The sequence below is a fragment of the Micromonospora sp. CPM1 genome (genome assembly GCF_023896895.1).
Classification (GTDB): Bacteria; Actinomycetota; Actinomycetes; order Mycobacteriales; family Micromonosporaceae; genus Micromonospora; species Micromonospora tulbaghiae.
Genome location: NZ_JAMHIU010000001.1, coordinates 390,755 through 408,897, shown reverse-complemented (window position 1 = coordinate 408,897; position 18,143 = coordinate 390,755). Strand labels below are relative to the sequence as shown.

The following is an 18,143-nucleotide window of genomic DNA, read 5'->3' as shown; positions in this document are numbered from 1 at the left end:
CACCACGGTCTCCGCCAGCGGGGCACGGTGACCGCCGGTAATGTTGATCAGGCCGAGAGTGCACCCATATGTCCGCTGCCCCGAGGAGCGACCATGCTCGATCACGCGTCCGGCCGCATCGACATCGCCCGCCTTCAGGAGACGCTCGACGGACCGTGGGCCGAGGTCCGTCAGGCTCACCGCAAACACCTCGACGAGCGCTTCCTGCCGGTCTACGGCGAGACCGGCGACCAGGCGCGTGAGCGGATCACCCGGCTGCTCGGCGAACTGCCGGTCGAGCTGGGCATCGCCGCGGGCTTCCCGCCCGAGTACGGCGGCCGGTCCGACATCGGCGCCTCGATCGTCGCCACCGAGATGCTCGCGCAGGTCGACCTGTCACTCATGGTGAAGGCCGGCGTGCAGTGGGGCCTGTTCGGCGGCGCGGTCGCCGCCCTCGGCACGAAGCGGCACCACGACGCCTATCTCCGGGACATCGTCGAGGGACGGATCTTCGGCTGCTTCGCGATGACCGAGACCGGCCACGGCTCGGACGTGCAGCAACTGCGCACCACCTGCGTGTACGACCCGCAGACGCAGACCTTCGACCTGCACACGCCGCACGAGGCGGCGCGCAAGGACTACATCGGCAACGCGGCCCGGGACGGGCGGATGGCTGTGGTCTTCGCCCAGCTGATCACCGGCGGGCGCCGCCACGGGGTGCACGCGTGGCTGGTGCCGATCCGCGACGAGCACGGCAACCCGATGCCCGGCGTGACGATCGGCGACGCCGGCCCCAAGGCCGGCCTGCTCGGCGTGGACAACGGGCGGCTCAGCTTCGACCACGTACGGGTGCCGCGGGACATGCTCCTGGACCGGTACGCGCAGGTGGCCGAGGACGGGACGTACTCCAGCCCGATCGAGAACGACTCCCGCCGCTTCTTCACCATGCTCGGCACGCTGGTGCGTGGCCGGGTCAGCGTGGGTGGCGCCGCGTCGGCGGCCACCAAGGCGGCCCTGGCCATCGCGGTGCGGTACGGCGACATCCGCCGCCAGTTCAGTGACGCCGAGGGCGACCGCGAGGTGCTGCTCAACGACTACCTGGCCCACCAGCGCAAGCTGCTGCCCGCGCTGGCCACCACGTACGCGCTGCACTTCGCCCAGACCGAGCTGGTCGCCGCGCTCGACGAGATCCAGGGCGGCGACGGGCCGGTCGACGAGCACCGGCAGCGGGAGCTGGAGTCGCGTGCCGCCGGGCTCAAGGCGGCGCAGACCTGGCACGCCACACGCACCATCCAGGCGTGCCGGGAGGCGTGCGGCGGGGCCGGCTACCTGTCCGAGAACCGGCTGCCGAGCCTCAAGGCCGACACCGACGTGTTCACCACGTTCGAGGGCGACAACACGGTCCTGCTCCAGCTCGTCGCCAAGGGGCTGCTGACCGGCTACCGGGACGAGTTCGGCTCGCTGGACGGCTGGGGGCGCGCGTCGTTCGTCGCCGAGCAGGTACGCGAGATGGTGCTGGAGCGCACCGCCGCCCGGGCACTCATCGCGCGGCTGGTCGGCGCCGTGCCCGGCCGGGACGACGAGGTCGCCGTCACCGACCGGGGCTGGCAGCTCAAGGTGTTCGAGGACCGGGAGGAGCACCTGCTCGACAGCGCGGTCCGCCGCCTGCGCGGTGGCGCGTCCAGCAAGAAGGACCGCCCGTTCGACATCTTCAACGACGTCCAGGACCACGTCCTCGCCGTCGCCGCCGCGCACGTCGACCGCGTCACGCTGGAGGCGTTCGTCGCAGGCATCGACGCCACCGCCGACCCGGCGGTCAAGGAACTGCTGTCGCGGGTCTGCGACCTGTACGCGCTGAGCGTCATCGAGGCGAACAAGGGCTGGCTGCTGGAGCACGGCCGGCTCACCCCGGCCCGGTCGAAGGCGATCACCGGCGTGGTGAACGGGCTGCTCAAGGAGCTGCGCCCGTACATGCGCACGCTCGTCGACGGCTTCGCCATCCCGGACGCGTGGCTGCACGCCGCGATCCTGCGCGAGGAGCCCGCCCGGCAGGACGAGATGGCCGCGCACGACGCCGCCGACCCGCAGGCCGCCGGTGCCGATTCACCGGGCGGCGTCGCCGACTCGGCGGCCGCCGCCCCGTAGCCGGCCGGCCGGAGACGCCGGCGTCACGACCCTCGGTCAGCCTCCGGGGGCCGGTGCGGGGCGCGTCCGTGCCGGTGGCCCGGGTGTCCCGGCCGGTTCGCCGTCGGCGGTCCGCGACGCGGCGTACCCGCCGGCGCCGATCGCCAGGTACAGCCCGCCGAACAGCCAGAACGCGGCGAACAGGAAGCCGCGCTCGGCCATCGAGAGGATCATGACGAGCGCGCCGGCCAGGGCGGTCACCGCGTATCCCGCCCGGATGCCGTACGCGCACAGCGCGCCGGCCGCGAGCGGTCCGGCGATCCACAGCGCCGCGCCCACCCAGCCGACACCGACCGAGCCGCCGGCCGACGCGACCGCCACGAGCACGCCGGGCAGCGCCACGAAGCCGCCGGTCAGGTAGCGCCACCACCGTCCACCGGCTCCCCGCCGCACGGCCCACGGCACGGTCGCCGCCGCCCAGGCCACCAGCGCGAGCGGGACGTAGTACAGGCCGATCTCGCCGGCCGCGCAGGCGGACACGGTGAGGACCGTCGCGGCGGCGAACCGTGCTGCGCCGCGGACCCGGCCGGGCAGCACGAGCGGCGCGGCCACGAGGAGCGCCGGCAGCAGGGTGAGCATCGCGATCCCGGGGCCGAACCGCCGTACGACGCCCTGCTCGCCGGAGTCGGCCCCGAGCGGGTCCACCGGCACCGCGGACGGCAGCAGGAAGCTCACGCACACGGCGATCAGCACGCCGGCCGCCAGCGCGACCACTGACAGCGTCCGGGCGGCCCGCTCCGCGCCGTCCCGGACCGGCAGGCCCAGTTCCTCCCGCGCCTGGCTCGCCACGGCGTCCGCACCGCCGAGACCGGCGAGGATCTCGGCGATGTCGCGTCCGCCGTCCAGCGCGTCGGCGATGTGCGCGCGGACGTCCGCGACGATCTCGTGCGCGGCGTCCGGCGGGATCTCCGACAACTCCGCGTCGAGTGCCCGCAGGTAGGTCTCCGCCGCCTCCGGGAGGCCGTCGTCGCTCATGTCTCCTCCACCATCAGCTCGTCCACGTGCGGCTGGATCTCCCGCCACACCGCCGCGAACATCCGCAGGTGCGCCCGCCCCTGATCGGTGATCGTGTAGTACCGCCGGGCGTGCCCCTGCTCGGGCGCCACCCACCGGGTCTCCACGGTGCCCGCCTGCCGCATGCGGGCGAGCAGCGGGTACAGGCTGCCCTCGCTCGCGGTCAGGCCACGGACGGCGAGCCACTCGGCCAGTTCCAGGCCGTACATGTCGCGTCGCGAGAGCAACGCGAGCACGCAGTACTCCAGCACGCCCTTGCGGATGTTCGTGGTGATCCGCTCACGTGCGCCGTCCATGCGTCGCAAGATACCTTGTTATGCAAGGTATGTGGCGCGAGGGGTCCGCGGTACGCCTCGCACGGCGTACCGCGGACCGGCGTCGCGGGGCCCGTCAGAGCGTCCGGTACGAGCCGAACGTGCCGCGCGTCGTCCAGCCCCGGAAGAGGCCGAGCCCGTACCCGTGCCCGCTGCAGTCGGCGGACTGGTAGCCGATGACGTTCTGGAAGCCGCCGCTCCAGCCGAGCAGCCAGTCGGCGTCGGCCGGGAACGGGCGGCAGAGGTCGTCCGGCGCGGCCTGCCGGGCGACCACGGCGAGCGGATTGCTGGAGTAGAAGACCAGCCCCGTGTCGGGGTTCGGGATCGTCGCCGGCTCGGCGGCGGCCGGCACGGCGAACAGCGGGACGGTCAGGGCCGCGGCGGCGAGACCGGCGGCGATTCGCAGGGCGGACGTGCGCATTCTGTCCTCCAGGGACGGTGGGCGGCCAGGGCGGGGCGGCGGTCTCCCGCCCCGCCAGGAGTGATGCGCATCGATGCCGACGATCCCGCAGGAAGGTTGAGTTGTCAATCAAATCGGCAGCAAGCATCGACCGACGTTTATTGACACATTTCGTTACGGCGGTGATAGTGACTGCAAAGCTCCCGCCGGTCCCTCCGCTGGGACGCATCGCGGCGGTGCCACACCGACGTGGCCGACACACCGCCACCACCATCCAGGGAGCGCCGCCACGACGTCCCCTGGAGGGCGCATGAGAAGAAGATCGAAGATCTACGCCGGGCTGGCGGCCGCCATCGTCCCGCTCGCCTCCGTGGTCGTGGCGCTCGGCGCGACACCCGCGGGCGCCGCGATCGGCGGCTCGGGGCCCTACCCCGCCGACTACGAGACCTCGTCGAGCCTGCCCAACCACACCATCTTCCGGCCCCAGACGCTCCCGTCCGAGCGCCTTCCCGTCCTGGTCTGGGGCAACGGCGCCTGCTCGGCGAACGGCCTGTCGCAGGGCAACTTCCTCCGCGAGATCGCCTCCCACGGCTTCCTCGCCATCGCCAACGGCGCACCGAACGGCTCCGGCTCCACGAACTCCCAGATGCTCACCCAGTCCATCGACTGGGCGGTGGCGGAGAACTCCCGGTCGGGCAGCAAGTACTACAACCGGATCGACACCACGAAGATCGCCGTGGCCGGGTTCTCCTGCGGCGGCCTGGAGGCGTACGCGGTCTCGAACGACCCGCGCGTCACCACCACCGGCATCTTCAGCAGCGGCCTGCTGAACGACGCCGACGACTACCAGCTGCGGAGACTGACCAAACCGATCGCGTACTTCGTCGGCGGGCCCAGCGACATCGCGTACCCGAACGCGATGGACGACTGGGGCAAGCTGCCGGCCGGGCTGCCCGCCTTCATGGGCAACCTGAACGTCGGACACGGCGGCACGTACGACCAGCCCAACGGCGGCGAGTTCGGCCGCGTCGCGGTGCTCTACCTCAAGTGGCGCCTGAAGGGCGACATCAGCGCCGGCGCCAACTTCGTCGGCCCGGACTGCGGCCTGTGCCGCAGCCAGTGGAACGTCCAGCAGAAGAACCTGACGCTGGACGCCCCGCCGCCCACCACTCCCCCGCCCACCACGCCGCCGCCCACAACGCCCCCGCCGACCACGCCGCCGCCCACGACCCCGCCGCCGACCACGCCGCCGCCGGGCGGGGCCTCCTGCACCGCCGTCTACGCCGTCCAGGACCAGTGGAACGGTGGCTTCGTCGCCAACGTGACGGTCACCGCCGGGAGCGCCGCGCTGACCGGCTGGCGCGTGACGCTCACGCTGCCGGGCGGCGCCGCGATCAGCTCGCTGTGGAACGGCGTGCCCAGCGGCACCAGCGGCACCGTCACCGTGGCCAACCAGAGCTACAACGGACGGCTGGCCGCCGGGCAGACCACCACCTTCGGGTTCCAGGGCACCGGAACCGGCGGCGGCGCCACCGCCACCTGCGCCGGAAGCTGAACGACCTCCGGGGGCCGGCGCCGGACGCCGGCCCTCGACGAGGTGAGTATCGTCTCGCCGCGACCCCCGGCCGCCCGCCGGTCCGTCGTGGACGGTCCCGGCAGGGCCCGGGAAGACTGCCTGCTAGCGCGTCCGGCAGCGGCCGAGGCGAACGCCGCACGCACCGGAAAGTCCTGCGCCGTAAGCCTTTCCGTCATCCACACGAAGTTGACATGGTTGATGGTTGGGCTAGGGTTCCGCCGAACGGTTGTCACCGAGGCAGGTATCCGGTCACCACGAGGACGGCATGACGGCACAGTGCAGTGGCTTCGACATCCGCTTGCTGGGCAATCTCCGGATCACGTACGCCGGGCGGGAGCTGCCACTACGCTCGGCACAGCGCCGGGCCGTCTTCAGCGCGCTGGCGCTCACCCCGGAGCGGGGCCTGTCCCGGGACGAGCTGATCACCGCCGTCTGGGGTGACCACCCGCCGGCCAGCGCGACCGGCAACCTCTACACGTACGTCTCCGCCCTGCGCCGGATGCTCGAACCGGACCGTGACAGGTGGTCCTCCGGCCGGGTGCTCACCTCCGAGGGCGGCAGCTACCGGCTGCACCTCGACGCCGACGCCGTCGACGTGCACCGCTTCGAGCGGCTCCGCGAACGCAGCCGCGCGCCCCGCGCCACCGGGGACACCGCCGGCGAACTGGCCGCCCTGGACGCCGCGCTCGCGCAGTGGCGGGGCGACGAGGCGCTCGTCGGCGTACCGGGACCACGGGCCGCCGGCCACCGGATCCGGCTGGGCGAGCTGTACCTGACCACTGTGGAACGGCAGGCCGAGCTGATGCTGGGCCTCGGACGCGGCGCCGAGGTCGTCGACCGCCTGCTCGCGCTCGTCGACCGCCACCCGGCCCGGGAGAGCCTGTACGCGGTGGCGATGCGGGCGCTGGCCGCGCAGGGCCGTACCGCCGAGGCGCTCGCGCTCTACGCCACGCTGCGGGACCGGCTGGTCGAGGAGTCGGGCACCGAACCCGCCGCCGCCGTCCGGCAGATCCACGACCAGCTGTCGGCCGGCAGCCCGGCCCCGCCGCGCGGCCCCGGCCCGGTGCCGCAGCGGCACCCCGGTTTCCGAGGCCGTTCCGCAGCGCTGGCCCGGCTGAGGTCGGCGGTGACCGGCCTGGCGGGCGGGCGCGGTGGCAGCGTCTGGATCAGCGGCGAGGCGGGCATCGGGAAGTCGGCGCTGCTGGCCGAGGGGCTCAGCGGCGCGGCACCGCTCGGCGTCCAGGTCGGCTGGGCCGTCGGCGACGAGCTGGCGTACCGGATGCCGTTGAGCATCGTGCTGGAGTGCCTCTCCCTGGGCAACGACGCGGACGGCCTGCCCGCCTCGCTGCACGCCTGCTCCGGTGGGGCGCCACCGACCATGACCGTGATCGACACGGTCCAGCGGTTCGTGGTCGAACGGTGCGCCGAACGGCCGCTGCTGCTGGTCCTGGACGACCTCCAGTGGGCCGACGACATGTCGCTGCTGGTCTGGCACGCGCTGCACAAGCTCACCACGCGGCTGCCGCTGCTGCTCGTGTCCGCCGCCCGCCCGGTCCCGGCCGGATACGAGGTGCGGCTCCTGCGCCGGGTGCTGCCCCGCGACGGCACCACGCTCGTCGAACTCGGCCCGCTGGACGACGACACCGCGACCGCGCTGGTGCGCGACTGGTCCCGCCCGCCCGGGCCGGGTGCCGGCACCACGCGCTCGTTCGTCGCGGCGGCCGCCGGGAACCCGTACTACCTGCGGCATCTCGTCCTCGCCGACCACGACGGCCGGACCGCCGACACGCCCGGCCCCGAACTGACCGACGCGGTCTCCCGGCACCTGCAACCGCTCGCCGACGACACCCGCCAACTGCTGCGGGCGATCGCGTTCCTCGGCAACAACTACCTGGTCGCCGACCTGGCCGCGGTCACCGGCAGGTCGGCGCCGCAACTCGTACCGGCCGTGGAGGAGGCGCTGGCCGCCGGCGTCCTCGTGGAGGACGGGCGCCGCCTGCGGTTCCGGCATCCGGTCATCCGCCGGGTCCTGCGCGGCGCGATCCCGACCGCGCTGCGGGTGCTGATGCACCGGCAGTTCGCGCAGCGGCTCGCCGAGGCCGGCGGCGACCTCGGCCGGGTCGCGGGCCAGTTGCTGGCCGGGCCGGTGCCGGTCGACGCCTGGGTGCAGGACTGGCTGACCGCGCACGCCGCGCAGTTGAGCGCCGTCGCGCCCGCGCCCGCGATCGCGGTGCTGCGGCACGCCGTCGCCTCGCCCGGCCTCTCCCCGTCGTCCCGCGAGCTGCTCACCGCGGAACTGGCCCGGGTGCTGCACCGCTGCGGGCTGCCCGCCGGGGCCGAGGCGAGCTGGGTGTCGGCGCACACCGGCGACGCCGCGACGCGCGCCGAGATGAGCCGGATCGCCGGCGTGGACGGGCCCTCCCCGAGCGTCGGACCGGCGGTCGTCGGGCACCGGTGAGGAGACTGCGCGTCACCGTTCTGGGGCCGGTACGCGCCTGGAACGGCCCGGTCGAGATCGGCCTCGGACCGGCCCGGCGGCGGGCCCTGTTCGCGATGCTGGCCGCGAACGCCAACCGCCCGGTCACCCGCGCCGAGCTGATCCGGGCGCTGTGGGGCGAGTCCGCGCCGAGCACCGCGGCGGGCAACATCTACACCTACGTCTCCGGGCTGCGGCGCAGCCTGGGCCCGGCGGGAGGGATGCTGCGTTCCGGCCGGGCCGGGTACACGTTGCGCCTCGAACCGGGCGCGCTGGACGCCGACCGGTTCGAGGCGCTGTGCGAGGCGGCGGTGGAGCCGGCTGCCGCCGGGCGGCCCGGGCAGGCCGTCGCCCTGCTCGACGAGGCGCTCGCGCTCTGGCAGGGCGAGGCGTACGCGAACGTCACCGGACTCTTCGCCGACCTCGACCGGCACCGCCTGACCGAGCTGCGGATCGCCGCGGCGGAGCGGCGGGCCCGGCTGGTCCTGACCGGCGGCGGCGACGACGCGCTGATCGCCGACCTGACCGCCCTGGTCCGCGACCACCCGCTGCACGAGCCGTTCCACGAGCTGCTGATGTGCGCGCTGCACCGGGCCGGCCGGGGCACCGAGGCGCTCGACGTCTTCCACGCGGCGCGCCGGGTGCTGGTGGACGAACTCGGCGTCGGGCCCGGCCCGGCCCTGCGCGAGTTGCAGAGCCGGATCCTCGCCGCAGCGGCCGCACCGGCCGCGCCAGCCGCGCCGGCCGCACCGGCTGGACCGGCTGGACCGGCCGCACCGGTGACGCCGGCAGCGGTGGCCGCGCCGGCCGTACCGCGGTGGGGTCGCCTGGTCGGACGCGACGGCGAGCTGGCGTTGCTGCGCGGCCTGCTGGACGCGCTGGGCGAGGGCCGCAGCGCGATCGTGTGGATCGAGGGCGAGCCGGGCATCGGCAAGTCGGCGCTGCTCGACGCGGCGCTGCACGAGGCGCGGGCGCTGGGCCACCGGGTCGCGCGCGGCAGCGCCGAGGAACTCAGCAGCCGGTTCCCGCTGCACGTGATGCGCCGGGCGCTGCGCCTGGAGGAAGTGCCGCACGACGACCCGGCGACGGCCGTCGACCGGGTGCTCGACCACGTCCGCCGGCTGACCGCCGAGGGCCCGCTGGTGCTGGCCGTCGACCACCTCCAGTGGGCCGACGAGGCGAGTCTGCTGGCCTGGGAGCGGCTGGCCGCGCTGACCCGGTGGCTGCCGCTGCTGCTCGTCGCGACCGCCCGGCCCGAGCCCGGCCGCCGCGACCTGGCCCGGTTACGGCGCGGGGTGGGCACCCGCGACGGGCACCTGATCCGGCTCACTCCCCTGCCCCCGTCCGACATCGAGCAGATCTTCGGCCGGACGGTCGGCGTGCCGCCCGGCGCCACGCTGCGGTCGCTGGCGCCGCTGGCCGCCGGCAACCCGCTGTACGCCCGGGAGCTGGTCACCGGCCTCGTGGCCGAGGACGGGGTACGGGTGGTCGACGGGCTCGCCGAGGTCGCCGCGCGGGCCGACGAGATGCCACGGTCGCTTCTGGACACCGTGCGGGCCAGCCTCGACCACCTCTCCCCCGGCGCGCGGGAGGCGCTGCGCTACGCCGCCCTGCTCGGCGACGCGTTCGCCGTCGCCGAGGTCGCGGCGGTCACCGGGCGCACGCCGTTCGACCTGATGGCCGACCTGGAGGAGGCGGTCACCGCCGACGTCCTCGTGGACGCGGGCAGCGAGCTGGCGTTCCGGCAACCGGTGCTGCGGCGGGCGCTCGCCGGGAGCATCCCCGCCGCGCTGCGACCGACGCTGCACCGGCACGCGGCGCAGGCGCTCGCGGACAACGGCGGCCCTCTCATCCGGGTCGCCGACCATCTGCTCGCCGGGCCGCCCGAGGTGGACGAGTGGCTGGTGGGCTGGCTGGTCGCGCACGGCGCCGAGCTGTCCCGGCAGGCCCCGGAGCCGGCGCGCGAACTGCTGCGCCGCGCCCTGGCGAGCCCTCGGCTCCCGCAGGCGCAGCGGGCGACGCTCGCCGCTCTCCTGGACGGCCCGGACCGGTAGCGCCTCGCCGCCGGGACGGGATCGCCGGGCGGACCGCGAAAAGGGCAGGCATGAGTCGACGGTGACCGGGGAAGCGGCGGCACGCAGCGTACGCCTCACGGCGTACCGGAGGGAGTGCCCATGACCGCGTCCAGCGAGCCGGCCCGCGGGGCTGGCGTTCCGACCCGTGCCGGCCGGACCCGAACCGGCGGGGCGGCCAAGACCAGCGCGGCCGCCGCGTTCGCGCTCGTGTTCGGCGTGGCCGCGCTGTTCAGCGTGCTCACCGCCATCCTCGCCTGGATCGGCGTGGTGCTCGCCATCATCGGCATCGTCCTGGGCGTCGTCGGGCTCAAGATGGCCGCGCGACCAGGGGTGACCGGTCGCGGCGTGGCGATCGGCGGGCTGGTGCTCAGTGTGATCGCCCTGCTGCTCGGGCTCGCGCTCGGCGCGGGCCTCACGACGTTTCTCAACAACGAGGGCGCGGTGGACCGGCTCCAGCAGCAGGTCGACGACCTGCGCGAACGACTCGACCGTTAGGTGTCTCGCCGTCGGCCCGCCACCTCGCCGGGCAGCACGGACGGCACTCCCAGCGGGTACGGGGTGAGCGTCGCCGCGCAGACCCGCCCCACGGCTCGCCGAGCGGTACGAACAACTGCTGTTGATCGCGCTCGGAGAGGGTGTGTGACAGGAGACTTCGGGTAGGGCGGGGAGAACCGACGAGAGAGGACTGTCCGATGCCGAGCACCACAGGGCCCATGCTGGAGACGTACCCTAAGTCGATCAACCTGGATCGGGCGAAGCTGGCCGCGGCGGTCGATGCCCTCAACGACTGCGCCCAGGCCTGCACCGCCTGCGCGGACGCCTGCCTCAGCGAGGACATGGTCGCCGAGCTGACGAAGTGCATCCGGACGAACCTGGACTGCGCCGACATCTGCGCCACAACCGCCCGGGTGCTGTCCCGGCACACCGGCTACGACGCCACCATCAGCCGCACGCTGCTGGAGGCGTGCGCGACTGCCTGCCGATCGTGCGGCGACGAGTGCGCGGCACACGCCGACAAGCACGAGCACTGCCGGATCTGCGCGGAGGCGTGCCGCGCCTGTGAGCAGGGCTGCCGGGACCTGCTGGCGACGATCAGCTGAGGACGGCACGGGCCGCCGGAACGGGGAGGGTGCCGGCGACCTCAGGCGTGACATCACCGCTTGGCGTCCTGTCTGGCCATCCGCGTGCCCAATCGGCGGTGAGTCCGTCCGAACTCCGGCAGGTGCTCGTCTCCGGCGACTTGCCCAGAAGCACGGCCCTTGGTCCGGAGCGGAAGCGGGCAGATGCCCGCAGTACATCTAGCGCAGCCCGGGCACGCCCAGGAACCGGCGTGCGGCGGCCGCCGGGACCGGCGTACCCGGGCCGGTCCGGCGCGCGAGGTGCTGACGCAGGGCGGCCAGGGCGAGGGCGTCGAAGCGTACCCGCCCGTCGACCGGCGGCTCCTCCACCGCCAGTTCCCGCAACAGCAGCCGGGCGGGGGCGCCGGCCTCCGGCTCCTGCACCTGGAGCACCGTGAACGCCGTGCCGGGCAGGAACAGGACCCGGGCCGGGACGCCGTCGCCGGTCTCGAACGCCGCCGTGCGCCGCGCGGTCGCCGACCAGATCAGCACCTCGACCGCGCCCGGCAGGTCGGCGGGCGGCTCGGCGAGCGCGTTGGTGAACCCCCAGTCGGTGAGCACCCGCCGCTGCGCGATCCGCCGCAGGTCCGCGGTGGTCAGCTCGGCGCCGGCGTACGCGATGCCGCGGTGCACGGGCAGCCGGCGTACGCCCGCGGACACGCACCTGGCGAACGGCACGTGACCGCCCGGCTCGGCGGAGCGCAGCGCCTGGTCGAGGCCGTCTCCCGCGGCGGAGAGGTAGAGGCGGACCGCGGTGGCGCACTCCGTCGCGTCGGCTCCGCCGGCGAGCGCCGGGTGCGCGGCGAGCACGTCCGCCACGTCGGCGGAGACGGCGGCGATCTCCCGGCGGAAGGCGCGCCGGAACCAGGTGCGTTCCTCGTCCAGGTCGGGCCCCGGGCGTACGCCCCGCGCGTCGTCGCCGGGGGTGCGCTGGAAGCGGACGGGCGCCGGTGCGGGGCGGTGCACCGGCAGCGTCATCGTCGGGCTGGTCGCCCAGCCCGCGCCGCCGCCGAGCACCGGCCCGGCCGCGTCGGGCACCGTCGTATCGGGCCCGGTCGCGTCCAGCCCCGCGCCGTCGAGCCCGGCCACGGCCGGGCCGGCGCCCTGAAGCCCGGCCACGTCCGTCCCCGCCCACGGAAGCCCGACCACCTCCAGCCCGGCACCCTGAAGCCCGGCGCCGTCCGGCGGGGCCGGATCCGGCGGTACGGCGGGAACGGCCACGCCGCCGGCCCTCACCTCGTCGGTCGCCGGCGCGGGTGGGCCGGCCACGGTGACCGGCACCGCCTCCGGGACGGGCGCCGGCACCGACGGCGCGGGAAGCGGGCCGGCGGCGTGAGCCGTCGTGTGCCGGTACGTCCCGGCCTCGATCCCGCGCGCCGAGAGCCCCGGGCGTCCCGGCGCGACGACCGAGGACGGCTGCACCGCCGCGCGCCTGCGGGTCGCCGGGTCCAGCCGCGCCGCCAGGTCACCGGCCAGCTCCCGGTGGCGTTCGGCCGCGGCCGGTGCCGGATCGTCCACGACCAGACGGACGCGGTTCGGGTCCATCGGGACCGCGCGGATCCGGTCGGCGTGGCGGGGCGGCTCCGGGGCGCGCAGCCAGAGGCCGGACGGGATCACCTCGACCACCGCGTCGTGGGCGTACTGGTATACGCGCGGGCCCACACGCTCGCCGAGTTCCGGCGGCGCGCGGTGACGCAGGATCCGCGGCGTCACCGCCTTCGCCCCGAGCGTCTCCCGGGGACGGTAGGCCAGCTCCTCGGCGAAGACCTGCCAGCCGGGCCGCCCGTCGGCGTCGACGGTGAACATGGCCGGGCCGTCCGGCCGGCCGCTGGGCACGCCGGTGAAGACGCGCACCGGGCAGCGCAGCAGGTCGGCCAGCGCCTGCCCGAACGGCTCGCCGTCGGGCAGCGCGACCGGGCCGTACTGGACGAAGCGGGCGTGCTCGCGGCCCTCGGGCGCCAGGCCCCGCCAGAACCGGGCGATGTCGTCGAGACGCAGCGGCGCCGTCCCGGGGCAGCCCACGAGGACCGGCATCGCGTCCGGCAGGCACGGCATCGTCGAGGTGAGGTGACTTCCGTGTACGGCGACGGCCGCCTCGTCGCGGCTCTCCCGGAGCCAGACGCCGCCGGGTAGCGGCTCGGCGGCGCAGGTCGAGCTGATCGTCAGGTGGTCGACGGCGGCGCCGTCCCAGGCCGGTACGGGATAGCGCTTGGACTGCCAGACCGGCGTGTGGCCGCGCCGGTAGCAGACCCACCCGCCCAGATCGGTGGCGTGCACGAACAGCAGGCCCGCCGCGCCCGGGATCATCCGACCGAACGGGGCGATCACCGGCCGGCCCAGCCGGTCGGAGAGCCACTGGCCGGCGAGCGCCCCGGTCTCCGGGCGAGCGCCGCAGACCACCAGCCGGATGCCCCGGCGCAGGCGCTGCCGGCGCAGCTCGGTCGCGACCGTGTCCCAGATGTCGAACGGCAGTTCGTGTTGCAGGTCCAGGATCACGATGTCGTTGTCGGGATCCCGGTCCACCGACAGCGCGACCGTACGGGCCTCCGTGCTGATCCGCTCGCTGGCGTGCAGCACCAGGGCGTTGCCGACGGTGTGGCGCGTGATCACCTCAGATCATGCCGGAGCGCAGGGCGTAGGCCACCGCGTGCGAGCGGTTGCGCAGCTTCAGCCGGTGGTTGAGGCCGTAGATGACGTTCTTCACCGTGCGTTCGGAGTAGCGCAGCTCGTCGGCGATCTCGTTGGTGTCGAAGCCCTCGGCCATCAGCCGCAGTACGTCGATCTCACGCGCGGTCAGGCCGGAGGCGTTGAGCCCGTTTGGGTTGAGCACGTCGCGCTGGAGCCGTTCGATGTGCTTGAGCAGCTCGCCCACCAGGTTCGGGGGCAGCACGCCGCCGCCGGAGGCGGCCGCCCGGACGCTGTGCACGAGGCGTTCGGCGGTCACCGCCGCGCGCGGCAGGACCGCCACGACGCGGCACTCCACGGCGGTCAGCAGCTCCTGCTCGCTGACCTCCGTGGTGACCAGGACGACCGGGGCGCCGATCTCGGTCGCCGCGAGACGCAGCATGGCGATCACGTCGGTGGTGAGCCGCTCCGCCGCGACCACGAGCACCTGTGCCCGTGTCCGGTCCGCGCCGTCCAGCAGCGTGATGTCGGAGCGCGTCCGGAGGTGGGCGGTCAGGCCGGTGTGGGTCAGCGGGTCGGCCGCGTGCACAAAGACGGCAACTTGCTCCACAGCCATCTCCATCACTGTCAGTAGGGGCTGACAGTCTCATGGAGAGTCCTTCAGGAAATCTCCACACTCTCTTTCCCGATGGCGCCGAGCCGTGAAGATCTGCCCGAAAGGGCTGGTCAGACTTTTTTCAGTCAGTGAAGATTGATTTCGACAGGGCCCATCTTCTCCGTCGCGAGCTTCCCGGCGTTCGCCGCGGCGGCCTGGATCGCCTCCATGACCGCCGTCTGCAGCGACACTGCGTCACGCTGGTCGTACACCCGAGGGTCGACCCGGACGGCCTGGACCTTGCCCAGGCCGCTGGCCATGACCACCACGGTGGCGTCCTGCGAGCGGCCGGTGACGATCGCCCGCTCCAGCTCCGACTGCGCGTTGCGCATCTGGTCCTCCAGGCGCTGCGCGTTCTCCATGAACTCCTGGAACGAGGGTGGGATCGGCGTGGACTCGGGCTGCATGCCGGGCCTTTCTGTGCGTTGCGGACGGGTGGTCAGCCGACGGCGGCCAGGCCGCCGAGCCGCTCGCCGACCGCCGGGCCGGGCGCGGCCAGGTCGGCGAGCGCGAGGGTTCGGGACCCGGTGCGCCGGGTCAGCGCCAGCGAGAACTGGTGGGCGGCGTGGACGGTGCGCTCGGGGAGCCGGCCGGCCATCTGCGTCAGCGCGGCCCGGACGTCGTCGGGCACCTCGTGGCCGCGCCGCACCAGATGCCGCAGTACGACAGCGGCCAGCTCGTCGGTGCTGAACTCGGGCACCGACCACTGCTGGCCGAACACCTCGTTCACCGCCGGCACCGCGGCCCGCAGGCTCGCCAGGGCCGCCTCCTCGCCGGTCAGCACCACCACCGGATCACCCAGCCGGGAACGCATCCGGCCGACCAGCGCCTCGGCGATCTCCGGCGCGACGCCGGAGGAGTCGTCGACGTAGTCGAGCTGGAGCACGCCGCCGGCCGCGTCGTCGAGGACCGCGTCCACCAGGTTCCCGGCCTGGCCGGGCCACTGCGGCGCCAGCTCCCGGCTCGTGCTCACCCGCACCAGCTGACCGACCGGCACCAGGCCCAGCTCCGACAGGCAGGCCGCGTACAGCCGGGCGTACTCGCTGCGGCCGCTCCCGGCCCGGCCGGCGAGCAGCACGTTGCCGGTGCGGCCGGGGCCGCGCCGGCGGTTGCGTCCCTCGCAGAGCTGCAACAGCGTCTGCCCGGCCGCCTCCTTGACCCGCTGGCCCCCGACCAGGCCGCAGATCCGCTTCCAGCTGCGGGCCGCGTTGATCGCGCCGGTCGGGTCGGTCGCCGCGTCGGGCTGCTCGCCCTGCTCGACCGGCAGGTCCTCCAGCAGCGCCAGCTCGGGCTCGACGTCGGCGGCGGTGAGCCGGTTGAGTTCGCTGTCCTTCGTGGGCGGCGTGGTGGCCAGCCGCGACGCCTGGTTGTTGATCAGGGCCTCGAACAGCTTGCGGGCCACCCGGCCGTTGCCGAACGTGGCGTTCTTCGGCACCCGGGTGAAGTACGCGGTGAGCGCGTCCACCGCGTCGTCGGTCAGCTCGTAGTAGTGCTTGCTGACCAGGTTCGAGGTGATGGTGACCAGTTCCTCGACGGAGTAGTTCGGGAACTCGACGGTGCGGGTGAACCGGGACGCCATACCGGGGTTGGAGGCGAGGAACTGCTCCATCAGCTCGGAGTAGCCCGCGACGATCACCACCAGCTCGTCGCGGTGGTCCTCCATCATCTTCATCAGCGCGTCGATGGCCTCCTGGCCGAAGTCCGGCCCGGAGCCGCCCGAGCCGCTGGACAAGGTGTACGCCTCGTCGATGAAGAGCACGCCGCCGAGCGCCTTGGTGACCAGCTCGGTGGTCTTGATCGCCGTGGAGCCGATGTACTGGCCCACCAGGTCGGCCCGCGCCGCCTCGACCATGTGGCCCTTGGACAGGATGCCCAGTTCCTTGAGCACCGAGCCGTAGAGGCGGGCCACAGTGGTCTTGCCGGTGCCGGGCGGGCCGGCGAAGACCAGGTGCCGGCTCATCGGCGGCATCGGCAGGCCCATCTGGAGCCGGACCTGCGACATCTTGATCAGGTTGATCAGCGCGGTGACCTCCTGCTTCACCCCGCGCAGACCGATCAGCCCGTTCAGCTCGCGGAGCGGCTCGCTCAGCTCGTCCGCGCCGCTCTCCGCCGCCGTACCCTCGTCGCCGGTTACCGGGACCGGCGCGGCGGCCGGCGGGCCCGCGGGCGCCGGGGTGGTCTGCGGGCGGCCCACCGTCAGCGCCTCGGTGGTCACCGTGGCGCCGGGCCCCCGCCGGACGTCCTCGCCTCCGCTGTCGCGCACCACGCACCGGGTGAGCGCGACCGGCTCCACGGTGTCCACGCCGATGCCGGCCGCGCCGCTGCCGAGCACCTCCCCGTCGCTCACCGACCCCCGGGAGCCCGCCTCGAAGACGATCCCGTCGGCCCGGGCGTCGCGCACCCGGGTCTGCGTGACGGTGGCCGACCCGGTGACCCGCAGGCCGTCGCCGACCGCGCCGACGATCTCGCTGTCGCCGAGCTGGAGCGCGCCCTCGGCCAGCACGCCCGAGCCCCGCAGCAGGGCAGCGCGCAACGTCAGGTCGGCGCCGGCGCCCACCTGGACGCACGCCGCGCCGGTACCGGTGAGGCGGGCCTCGTGCACGACGCCCCGCGCCGGTCCGGTCAGCGCGAGCGCTGTCGCCTCGCCCGCGTCCACCACCAGGTCGGTGCCCTCCAGCGAGGCGCCGTCCTGGACCAGCACGCCGCCGCCCGTGGTGATCTCGGCGCGCAGCCGCTGGAGCACGACAGCCGACTCACCGGTGAGCACGGCGACGTTGTCGCGCGTGCCCCGCACGGTCAGCCCGAGGAACCGGGGAGCGCCACCGCTGACGGCGACGCCGACCGGCGCGTCCTGGACGGTGCAGTCGGTGAACGTCGGCCGGCCGCCGCCGAGCACCTGGACGGCGGTGTGCCCGGCGCCGCCGAACGTGCAGTTCCGGAACGACGGCGACGCGCCCTCGGCGATGTGCGCCGACTGCACCGCGGCGCCGGTGAACGTCGAGTCGCTGATCTGCACGTCGGCCTCGCCGCGGACGAAGACGTCGACGTTGCCGCTGCCGGTGACCGACAGGCCGCGGATGCGGGCCCAGGCGCGCTGCTCGACCACCAGGGCGGGCTTGCCGGCCCCGGTGATCTCGCACTGCTCGATCGTGAGCCGGGCGTCGCCGCCGGCGCACACGCTGTTCGCGCCGGCCGTACGCAGGCGGCAGCGGCGCAGCGTCAGGGCGCTCTGCTCCCCCGCCACGACGCTGCTCGTGGCGACGTCGTGGACGTCGGTGTCCTCGATCGTGCTCGACCCGGCCGACATCACCACCACGCCCGCGCCCGCCGAACTGGTCACGTCGCAGCCGCGCAGCGCGACGGTGCCCTGCATGCGGGCCAGCAGCGTCACCCAGGAGGCGCCGCTGACCCGGCAGTCGTCGAGCGCCACCTCGCCCGCGTACACGTCGACCGCCGCCAGCGTCGTGTCGGCGCTGCTGAGCGTGATGCCGCGCAGCTGGGCGCCCTCGCCGCGCACGACGAGGACGCTGCCCTCCTCCACGTGCACCTCGACGGTGCCGGGCTGGACCGCGCTGATCGTCACCCGGTCGCCGACCACGAGCTTCTCGACGTACCGGCCTGCGTGGACGTCGATCGTGGCGCCGGGCTCGGCTCGGGCCAGCGCGGAGCCGATCGTCGGATAGGAACCCGGCTTCCGGTCGCCCACCACAAGAACCTGCCGACTCAC

13 protein-coding genes are annotated in these 18,143 nt (G+C 74.4%); 6 read left to right on the top strand and 7 right to left on the bottom strand.

The annotated features are described in order from the left end of the window. Positions 1 to 93 precede the first annotated feature (93 nt). Positions 94 to 2,124, top strand: a complete 2,031-nt coding sequence (locus M8C11_RS01425; RefSeq protein WP_252447915.1) for an acyl-CoA dehydrogenase — start codon at positions 94 to 96, stop codon at positions 2,122 to 2,124. A gap of 36 nt (positions 2,125 to 2,160) precedes the next feature. Here M8C11_RS01425 and M8C11_RS01420 read toward each other — a convergent pair whose 3' ends face one another. The 3 genes from M8C11_RS01420 to M8C11_RS01410 form a co-directional block, all read right to left on the bottom strand. Further along, a complete protein-coding gene (locus tag M8C11_RS01420) occupies positions 2,161 to 3,138 on the bottom strand; it encodes a DUF1700 domain-containing protein (protein WP_252447914.1) in 978 nt (325 codons plus the stop codon). Next, positions 3,135 to 3,473, bottom strand: coding sequence for a PadR family transcriptional regulator (locus tag M8C11_RS01415; RefSeq protein ID WP_091416661.1), 339 nt, complete (start codon positions 3,471 to 3,473; stop codon positions 3,135 to 3,137). Before M8C11_RS01415 ends, M8C11_RS01420 begins: the two co-directional genes overlap by 4 nt. Positions 3,474 to 3,567: 94 nt before the next feature. Next, positions 3,568 to 3,912 (bottom strand): hypothetical protein, encoded by a 345-nt coding sequence (locus M8C11_RS01410; RefSeq protein WP_252447913.1) that lies wholly within the window; start codon positions 3,910 to 3,912, stop codon positions 3,568 to 3,570. A gap of 289 nt (positions 3,913 to 4,201) precedes the next feature. Between M8C11_RS01410 and M8C11_RS01405 the strand changes: the two genes are divergently transcribed. From M8C11_RS01405 to M8C11_RS01385, 5 genes are all read left to right on the top strand, one after another. Continuing rightward, a complete protein-coding gene (locus tag M8C11_RS01405; protein ID WP_252447912.1) occupies positions 4,202 to 5,446 on the top strand; it encodes a cellulose binding domain-containing protein in 1,245 nt (414 codons plus the stop codon). Positions 5,447 to 5,732: 286 nt separating this feature from the next. Next, positions 5,733 to 7,925, top strand: coding sequence for a BTAD domain-containing putative transcriptional regulator (locus M8C11_RS01400; RefSeq protein WP_252447911.1), 2,193 nt, complete (start codon positions 5,733 to 5,735; stop codon positions 7,923 to 7,925). Continuing rightward, entirely contained in the window at positions 7,922 to 9,997 is a 2,076-nt protein-coding gene (locus M8C11_RS01395) for a BTAD domain-containing putative transcriptional regulator (protein WP_252447910.1), read from the top strand. The genes M8C11_RS01400 and M8C11_RS01395 overlap by 4 nt, the downstream gene beginning before the upstream one ends. 120 nt (positions 9,998 to 10,117) lie before the next feature. After that, positions 10,118 to 10,513 carry a DUF4190 domain-containing protein gene (locus M8C11_RS01390; RefSeq protein ID WP_121683189.1) on the top strand — a complete coding sequence of 132 codons (396 nt, stop codon included), beginning with the start codon at positions 10,118 to 10,120 and terminating at the stop codon, positions 10,511 to 10,513. A 197-nt stretch (positions 10,514 to 10,710) separates the two neighbouring features. After that, positions 10,711 to 11,118: a four-helix bundle copper-binding protein gene (locus M8C11_RS01385; RefSeq protein ID WP_252447909.1), complete on the top strand. Its 408-nt coding sequence runs from the start codon at positions 10,711 to 10,713 to the stop codon at positions 11,116 to 11,118. Between the two features lie 198 nt (positions 11,119 to 11,316). Here the strand turns inward: M8C11_RS01385 and M8C11_RS01380 are convergent, their stop codons facing one another. The 4 genes from M8C11_RS01380 to M8C11_RS01365 form a co-directional block, all read right to left on the bottom strand. Beyond that, a complete protein-coding gene (locus M8C11_RS01380; RefSeq protein WP_252447908.1) occupies positions 11,317 to 13,746 on the bottom strand; it encodes a hypothetical protein in 2,430 nt (809 codons plus the stop codon). Between the two features lies 1 nt (position 13,747). Continuing rightward, positions 13,748 to 14,383, bottom strand: a complete 636-nt coding sequence (locus tag M8C11_RS01375) for a response regulator transcription factor (RefSeq protein WP_252447907.1) — start codon at positions 14,381 to 14,383, stop codon at positions 13,748 to 13,750. Between the two features lie 119 nt (positions 14,384 to 14,502). After that, complete coding sequence (locus M8C11_RS01370) at positions 14,503 to 14,823, bottom strand: YbaB/EbfC family nucleoid-associated protein (protein WP_252447906.1); 321 nt, start codon at positions 14,821 to 14,823, stop codon at positions 14,503 to 14,505. Between the two features lie 32 nt (positions 14,824 to 14,855). Next, the gene (locus M8C11_RS01365; RefSeq protein WP_252447905.1) at positions 14,856 to 18,143 is read right to left on the bottom strand and encodes a right-handed parallel beta-helix repeat-containing protein; all 3,288 of its coding nucleotides are present in this window, start codon (positions 18,141 to 18,143) and stop codon (positions 14,856 to 14,858) included.

Excerpts from the sequence above, each read along its gene's own strand:
- M8C11_RS01425 (WP_252447915.1), top strand. The coding sequence starts at position 94 with ATGCTCGATCACGCGTCCGGCCGCATCGACATCGCCCGCCTTCAGGAG.
- M8C11_RS01420 (WP_252447914.1), bottom strand. The coding sequence starts at position 3,138 with ATGAGCGACGACGGCCTCCCGGAGGCGGCGGAGACCTACCTGCGGGCA.
- M8C11_RS01415 (WP_091416661.1), bottom strand. The coding sequence starts at position 3,473 with ATGGACGGCGCACGTGAGCGGATCACCACGAACATCCGCAAGGGCGTG.
- M8C11_RS01410 (WP_252447913.1), bottom strand. The coding sequence starts at position 3,912 with ATGCGCACGTCCGCCCTGCGAATCGCCGCCGGTCTCGCCGCCGCGGCC.
- M8C11_RS01405 (WP_252447912.1), top strand. The coding sequence starts at position 4,202 with ATGAGAAGAAGATCGAAGATCTACGCCGGGCTGGCGGCCGCCATCGTC.
- M8C11_RS01400 (WP_252447911.1), top strand. The coding sequence starts at position 5,733 with ATGACGGCACAGTGCAGTGGCTTCGACATCCGCTTGCTGGGCAATCTC.
- M8C11_RS01390 (WP_121683189.1), top strand. The coding sequence starts at position 10,118 with ATGACCGCGTCCAGCGAGCCGGCCCGCGGGGCTGGCGTTCCGACCCGT.
- M8C11_RS01385 (WP_252447909.1), top strand. The coding sequence starts at position 10,711 with ATGCCGAGCACCACAGGGCCCATGCTGGAGACGTACCCTAAGTCGATC.
- M8C11_RS01375 (WP_252447907.1), bottom strand. The coding sequence starts at position 14,383 with ATGGAGATGGCTGTGGAGCAAGTTGCCGTCTTTGTGCACGCGGCCGAC.
- M8C11_RS01370 (WP_252447906.1), bottom strand. The coding sequence starts at position 14,823 with ATGCAGCCCGAGTCCACGCCGATCCCACCCTCGTTCCAGGAGTTCATG.